The organism is Pseudoalteromonas sp., assembly GCF_041629635.1.
Taxonomy (GTDB): Bacteria; Pseudomonadota; Gammaproteobacteria; order Enterobacterales; family Alteromonadaceae; genus Pseudoalteromonas.
Genome location: NZ_JBFKMX010000176.1, coordinates 1 through 5,868, shown reverse-complemented (window position 1 = coordinate 5,868; position 5,868 = coordinate 1). Strand labels below are relative to the sequence as shown.

At 43.1% G+C, this 5,868-nt stretch carries 6 protein-coding genes; 1 reads left to right on the top strand and 5 read right to left on the bottom strand.

Annotated features, from left to right (window positions below; genetic code table 11):
* Nucleotides 1-423 (bottom strand): ArgR family transcriptional regulator (locus tag ABYD77_RS17135; protein ID WP_372771308.1); only part of this gene is annotated, 423 nt, incomplete at its 3' end.
* A 15-nt stretch (nt 424-438) separates the two neighbouring features.
* Entirely contained in the window at nt 439-1,824 is a 1,386-nt protein-coding gene (locus ABYD77_RS17130) for a Type 1 glutamine amidotransferase-like domain-containing protein (RefSeq protein ID WP_372771307.1), read from the bottom strand.
* A 436-nt stretch (nt 1,825-2,260) separates the two neighbouring features.
* On the opposite strand from ABYD77_RS17130, the gene ABYD77_RS17125 reads away from it, so the two are divergent.
* On the top strand, nt 2,261-2,953 hold the full coding sequence (locus tag ABYD77_RS17125; RefSeq protein WP_372771306.1) for a hypothetical protein: 693 nt from the start codon (nt 2,261-2,263) through the stop codon (nt 2,951-2,953).
* 93 nt (nt 2,954-3,046) lie between these two features.
* Here ABYD77_RS17125 and proB read toward each other — a convergent pair whose 3' ends face one another.
* From proB to ABYD77_RS17110, 3 genes are read right to left on the bottom strand one after another with little or no spacing between them, the layout of a single operon-like run.
* Nucleotides 3,047-4,153: a glutamate 5-kinase gene (proB, locus tag ABYD77_RS17120; protein ID WP_372771305.1), complete on the bottom strand. Its 1,107-nt coding sequence runs from the start codon at nt 4,151-4,153 to the stop codon at nt 3,047-3,049.
* Between the two features lie 3 nt (nt 4,154-4,156).
* On the bottom strand, nt 4,157-5,635 hold the full coding sequence (putP, locus tag ABYD77_RS17115; RefSeq protein WP_372771304.1) for a sodium/proline symporter PutP: 1,479 nt from the start codon (nt 5,633-5,635) through the stop codon (nt 4,157-4,159).
* A gap of 16 nt (nt 5,636-5,651) precedes the next feature.
* Complete coding sequence (locus ABYD77_RS17110) at nt 5,652-5,804, bottom strand: hypothetical protein (RefSeq protein ID WP_372771303.1); 153 nt, start codon at nt 5,802-5,804, stop codon at nt 5,652-5,654.
* Nucleotides 5,805-5,868: the final 64 nt, after the last annotated feature.

The following is a 5,868-nucleotide window of genomic DNA, read 5'->3' as shown; positions in this document are numbered from 1 at the left end:
CAGTAGCGTGGTGCACTGCGCAGGTTTTGGCATAATAAACAAGGTGTCATCGCTTGCGACTGTGCCGCTAATGCCCAAACTATCGTGCAAGTGATCAAGCACGCGGGCAACAATTTTAGCGCCGCCCGCTTGGGTTTTTATAACTACCAGCGCCTCGTTTTTATCACACGCTAACACCACACTTTCAATCGACTGTTTTAGCCCCGGCATGCCCACATCTGAAGGTAGGCGATACACCAGCTGGTGGTTGCTGTTACGCATACGCACTGCACCTAAGCGCGTAAGCATGCGTGAAATACGCGACTGTGAAATATCAGCAAAGCCCATTAAGCCTAATTCGTAAGAGAGCTCAAACTGCGAACGGATCTCTTTTTGTAAAATTAGGTATTTAATGATTTGATTAAGGGATTTTTCAGCTTCCATAGTCAATACACCTGCTTAATAAGGGTTAAGTGGTGAATAATAACGATTGCTGGTGCCATCTATCGATACACTTAGGGTTTCGCCATTATGGCTTCCTGTGTTGAGATTAATTTGCTGATTAGCAATCAGCTTTAATCGTTCAATGTTGTTGTAAATAACCGGTGCGTTACAGCTTAGTTGTTGGCGTTCGGTGGTTGCGGTTTCTTTAAAAATATACACAGCACCGCTGCCGTCAACTAAGCTTTCGCCATTACTTTTAACATATAAAGAGGTGTTTTCATCTGCCGCAATCACATTGCTGCCAGCAGCTAAATGCCCTAAAAACACCACTGAGCGTGCAAGGCGGTCGCGCTCTGCAAAGTGGGTGTCGGTGAGGGTATTGGCAAGCAAGTTATTGCTAAACATGCCTTGGCTAATATTGATGGTGTCATGGCAAAAGTCTGTCACTACTTCGTCTGAGATAGCGCCAAGAATGCCATCAGGGTCGTAAACCGAACCTCCTAGTAGCGCCATACCAGCTGATGTGCCACCAATAACACCGCCTTTATCATAAACGTGCTGAAGTGCATCTTGCAGCTGCGTATTTTGCCATTGGTTGAGGTAATCAGCCTGATCGCCACCGGCAATAAAGACAAATTCGGCACTTTTAATTGTCCATGCAACATAGTCACTGTTCGCAAGCGTTCGCGAATCAACTAATAGGGTGTTAACTGAATCGGCATTAAGTAACCCGCTTAAATAGTCATTGTAGCCATCTGAGCCTGATGTTCTTAAAATGACCACATCTTGATTGTTGCCAATATGTGGTAAAACACGGCCTGTAAATGCGCTATCAACATCGGTGCCGCCACCCATCAGCAAGGTTGCGCCTTGACCGCTGGTAAGTGCGCCACACGCATCATTAGCGTTGCCTGTTTGCCAATAAGTTAAGTCACTTGGTATCGCGGGCGTAAAGCCGTAACCGCAATCTTCAGCAGGTGGTGTTGGCTCGGTTGGGTAATTAACGGTTAAGTCGTACCAACCGCGTCCTGAGTAACGTGTTACTTTTACAAAGTAATTACCCGCTGCTGCGGTAATGCTGCCAAGCTCAGGCACATTACTTGTCTCACCAGTTAAAATTGCGTTGCCTGTTGCGCCATACAATGCCCAATCAAAATCGTCGCGACTATCATGATCTAAGCGAATGCTGATTTCGCCATTTTCACTGGTGCTAAAACTAAACCAATCAATGTCGCCGCGTTTTGAGCTACCCGCAAGGGTTGCATTAGCACAATCGATTACATTGGCCTGACTTTCAAGGTCGTTTGGTTCAGATTCGGTAGAGGTACATGCGTAAGCTGTGTGAGAGAGCGAAAAGCCCAATAGTAGTGATGCTACAATGAAGTAGTTCTTATTATTCATAGGAATTTCCTAACAAAAATCAATAAAGCGCCTGCGCTAAAAAACGCAAAACGAAAGTGTGTTGTTGAAATTGTTAGGGTTGGTTATTCGTCAAACCACTCACTTAGGTGATAGTCAGACGAACATTCATGTAGCTCACTAGGCGTAACAAAAGTACGTAATGTCATTTTATTCTCCTAGTTAGTGTGAAGTGTTCTTGTACGTTTTAGCATAGTGAGCAAAAAAGTAAATAATGCGTTTACAACAAATTAACATCGAAATGCAGCTTGTTAGGAATAATTTTTCGAGAACCACGCGTAAGTGATTGATAAACCGTGGTTCGCTGCGTATTTATGCGTAATTTTATGCTGATTATTTATATGAAATTTTTTCGTGATCTTGCACTTACACTTTTAAATACACTAGGGGTACAGCGCGTTTAAACTAATTGCTCATTATGATGTCATCTTGTATTTTTGTTTTACTTGCAACCGTCTCATTTTTGGCAACTGCAACGCCAACATCGCTTACCACTTGCCTTGATATCACCCATTCAGAGCTTAACTCAGCGCCTAACAGTCACTATTATTATTTAGAAAAGCTAAGCCATTACCTTGAGCGCGAACTGGTGATTATAAATAAAGCGCCGTTTAGCCGTTGCCTATTGTTATTAGAAAAAGGTGAAATTGATATATTGCCGGGGCTTATAGCAAATCCAAAGCGGCAACAACATGCGCATTTTATTGCTTACGGTACCAGCCAAAAACGCGTGTTATTTTATAAACGTGGGGCAATTGAAAATCCACTTTCAGATGATGATAAGCCATCTTTAACTGTCGGTGTGCTGCGCGGCGAAGTGCTTAGCACTTATGAAAAGCAGTGGTTAAAAGGAAAGCGGGTGTATTATTACAACGATGTTGAGCGGGCGTTTATTTTGCTCGAAAAAGAGCGTTTGACGTTGCTTTTGTCCAACAAGGCAGCGTTTGATTCGGTCAATTTAGCACTAGAAGTAAAACAGCACATTGCAATGGACTTATTGCCAGAACAAGTTGCGCGCAGTGTACATTTTGCCATTAGTAACAAAGCCTTTAGTCGTGACTTACACGCCAAGGTAACAGAATTTGTAAAAGTAACGCCGTACGCTGAATAACAACGGATGAAAGATAAAAAGGGTTAGCGCGATGCTAACCCTTTTGTTTGGTAGTAATTGTATTTGGATAGGGTATTACAATTACGGAGCAAACTAATTGAGAGGCACATACTGCTTAGACAATATTGGTGCTGCCGAGTCGTGTAATTTTTCTGAGAGATCGTCGTTATCTTGCTCGGCAACAAAGTTAAGTAAGCAGCTGCTGTAGTTACTTTTAACTTTGGCCAGTTGGTCGCCGTTTTCTTTTCGCAATAACACCACTTCGCCAGCTGAAAAATCACCAATCACATTGACTAAGTCTTGCGGTGCTAGCAAATTGTCACTTTGTTTTTGCATTGCAAAACTGTCATTCACCACTAACTCACCTTGTGCTTTGGTGGTGTGTTTCATCCAATGACTTTGGTCTTGCATGGGGTTGTCAATGGCATGGAACAAGGTGCCTGGATTATTGCCTTGTAATAACTCATTGAATGTCGATTCGCTAAAGCCATTTACAATGTAGGTGTTAATGCCATGGGATACTGCTTTTTCTGCAGCTTGCACTTTGGTTTTCATGCCACCCGTACCCACATCGCTGGTGGCGCCGCCTGCCATTGCATAAATATTTGCATCAATTCGCGAGACATCGCTAATAAGTGTAGCGCTTTTATCTACATGCGGATTCGCAGTATAAAGCCCGTCGATATCAGAACAAATAATCAGTGCATCGGCGTAGGCGGCACTGGCAACCATGGCCGATAAATTATCATTATCGCCCACTTTTAGCTTGTCGGTCGTGACTGTATCGTTTTCGTTTACGATAGGTAAAATATCGCCATTTAACAGTGCTGTTAATGTATCTCGCACACTTTCAAAGCGGTCGCGATCACGCAAGTCTGCATGGGTTAACAGGACTTGGGCAGTATTAAAATCAAATAACCTATCCCATGTTGCCATCATTTCAGACTGACCTGCAGCTGCCATGGCTTTTTTAACGGTCATCGATGAGCTGTCGACGTTATTAAATAAATGTGAGCCTGCGGCCACTGAGCCTGAAGATACAAGTACTACCTGAATACCAGCAGCGCGACAGCGCACAATAAAATTAGCGATACTTAATAAATATTGGCTGCTGCATCCATCACGGTGGGGGGCAATGAGCGCACTTCCTACTTTGATTACAATCCGTTGCCAGCCGATATTGTTAAGTGTATTTTGCATATATTAAGCCTCTTGAAGCTTGTTATGTGTTGCGTTAAACCATTTCATCGCTTGTTGATCAGGTTGTTGGGTGTTTAAGCTTACCAGTACAATGGCGATTGAGCTTGCCACAAAACCTGGCAGTAATTCGTAAAAATAAACACTTAAGGTTTCGCCGTTTTCAAGTAGCGGCACATACGCCCAAAGTAATACTGTAAGCGACCCAACAACAACGCCAGCAACCGCACCGCTATGGCTGAGTTTTTTCCACCACAGGCTAAAGATCACCAAAGGACCAAATGCGGCACCAAAGCCAGCCCAAGCGTTAGACACTAAGTTAAGCACGCTGCTGTTGCTATCAAGTGCAATCAGCGATGCCACAACCGCAACTACCAATACACAAATACGGCTGATGGTTAAGAGCTCTTGGCTGCTTGGTTGTCGTTTGGCATAACTTTTATAAATATCTTCAACCAGTGAGCTCGACGACACTAATAATTGTGATGAAATGGTACTCATAATGGCGGCAAGAATGGCTGCTAATAACCAACCAGCAACAAACGGGTGGAATAAGAACTGCGATAAGAAGATAAAAATAGTTTCAGGGTCCGAAACCGACTGTTTACTGTTAGCAATAAAACTTGCACCAACAAGGCCAGTTACTAACGCGCCGATAATTGAAATTGTCATCCACGAAACGCCAATTTTACGCGCTTTGGCGAGATTTTTATGGCTATCAATCGCCATAAAACGCACAATAATATGCGGCTGGCCAAAGTAGCCAAGACCCCAGGTCATTAGGCTGATGGCGGCGATGAGTTCAGTATTGCCAAAATTAAACGACAATGATTGACTAAAACTGCTCGCTGCATCGGCATCGAAATGGCTAAAGGTCACCATTGGCACAGCAATTAATGCAATGAGCATAATCACGCCTTGGATAAAGTCACTTAGGCTGACGGCTAAAAAACCACCAAGTACGGTGTAAAGCACCACAATGCTCACCGTTGCTACAATGCCAATGGTGTAATCGATATTAAAGGCCGATTCAAACAACTTACCGCCAGCAACAAGGCCTGATGCGGTGTAAACTGTGAAAAACACAATAATCACGATGGATGAGATCAGCCTTACGCTACCTTTTTCAAGGGCAAAACGCTTCGAAAAGAACTCGGGAATGGTTAATGCATTATCAGCAAGTTCAGTAAATACACGTAATTTTGGCGCCACAATATGGTAATTAACATAAGCACCAATCACAAGCCCTACAGCAAGCCAAATACTGCCTAATCCACTGACATAGGCAGCCCCTGGCAGCCCCATTAGCATCCAACCACTCATATCAGAGGCACCCGCAGAAAGCGCGGTCACTTTGGCGCTAACATTGCGCCCACCGAGTAGGTACTCGCCATTATCTGAGGTGGATTTTTTCATGGCGTATACGCCAATAAAAATTAACAGGGCGAAATATAATAAAATAGAAAAAGTAGCGTAATCGAACATTTTATTTCAATACTGATTAATTGTGTGATTTGCTGTGTTGGTGTGAATAGTGCTTTTTTGAATCCGAAAAAACACGCTTTTTAGTTAAAGAACCCATTGCTAATAAGTAGCTTAGCGCAGCAATTGCTTTAAAAGATAGGTAACCAAATAGATCCCTTTTAGTACGCATGATATTTACCTCATTCAGTTAAAATCAATTACAATTCTAATGATTTGAACTCTAACTTCAAGTG

Bases quoted from the DNA above. Each gene is read 5' to 3' on its own strand.
- putP (WP_372771304.1), bottom strand. From the start codon at position 5,635: ATGTTCGATTACGCTACTTTTTCTATTTTATTATATTTCGCCCTGTTA.
- proB (WP_372771305.1), bottom strand. From the start codon at position 4,153: ATGCAAAATACACTTAACAATATCGGCTGGCAACGGATTGTAATCAAA.
- ABYD77_RS17130 (WP_372771307.1), bottom strand. From the start codon at position 1,824: ATGAATAATAAGAACTACTTCATTGTAGCATCACTACTATTGGGCTTT.
- ABYD77_RS17125 (WP_372771306.1), top strand. From the start codon at position 2,261: ATGATGTCATCTTGTATTTTTGTTTTACTTGCAACCGTCTCATTTTTG.
- ABYD77_RS17110 (WP_372771303.1), bottom strand. From the start codon at position 5,804: ATGCGTACTAAAAGGGATCTATTTGGTTACCTATCTTTTAAAGCAATT.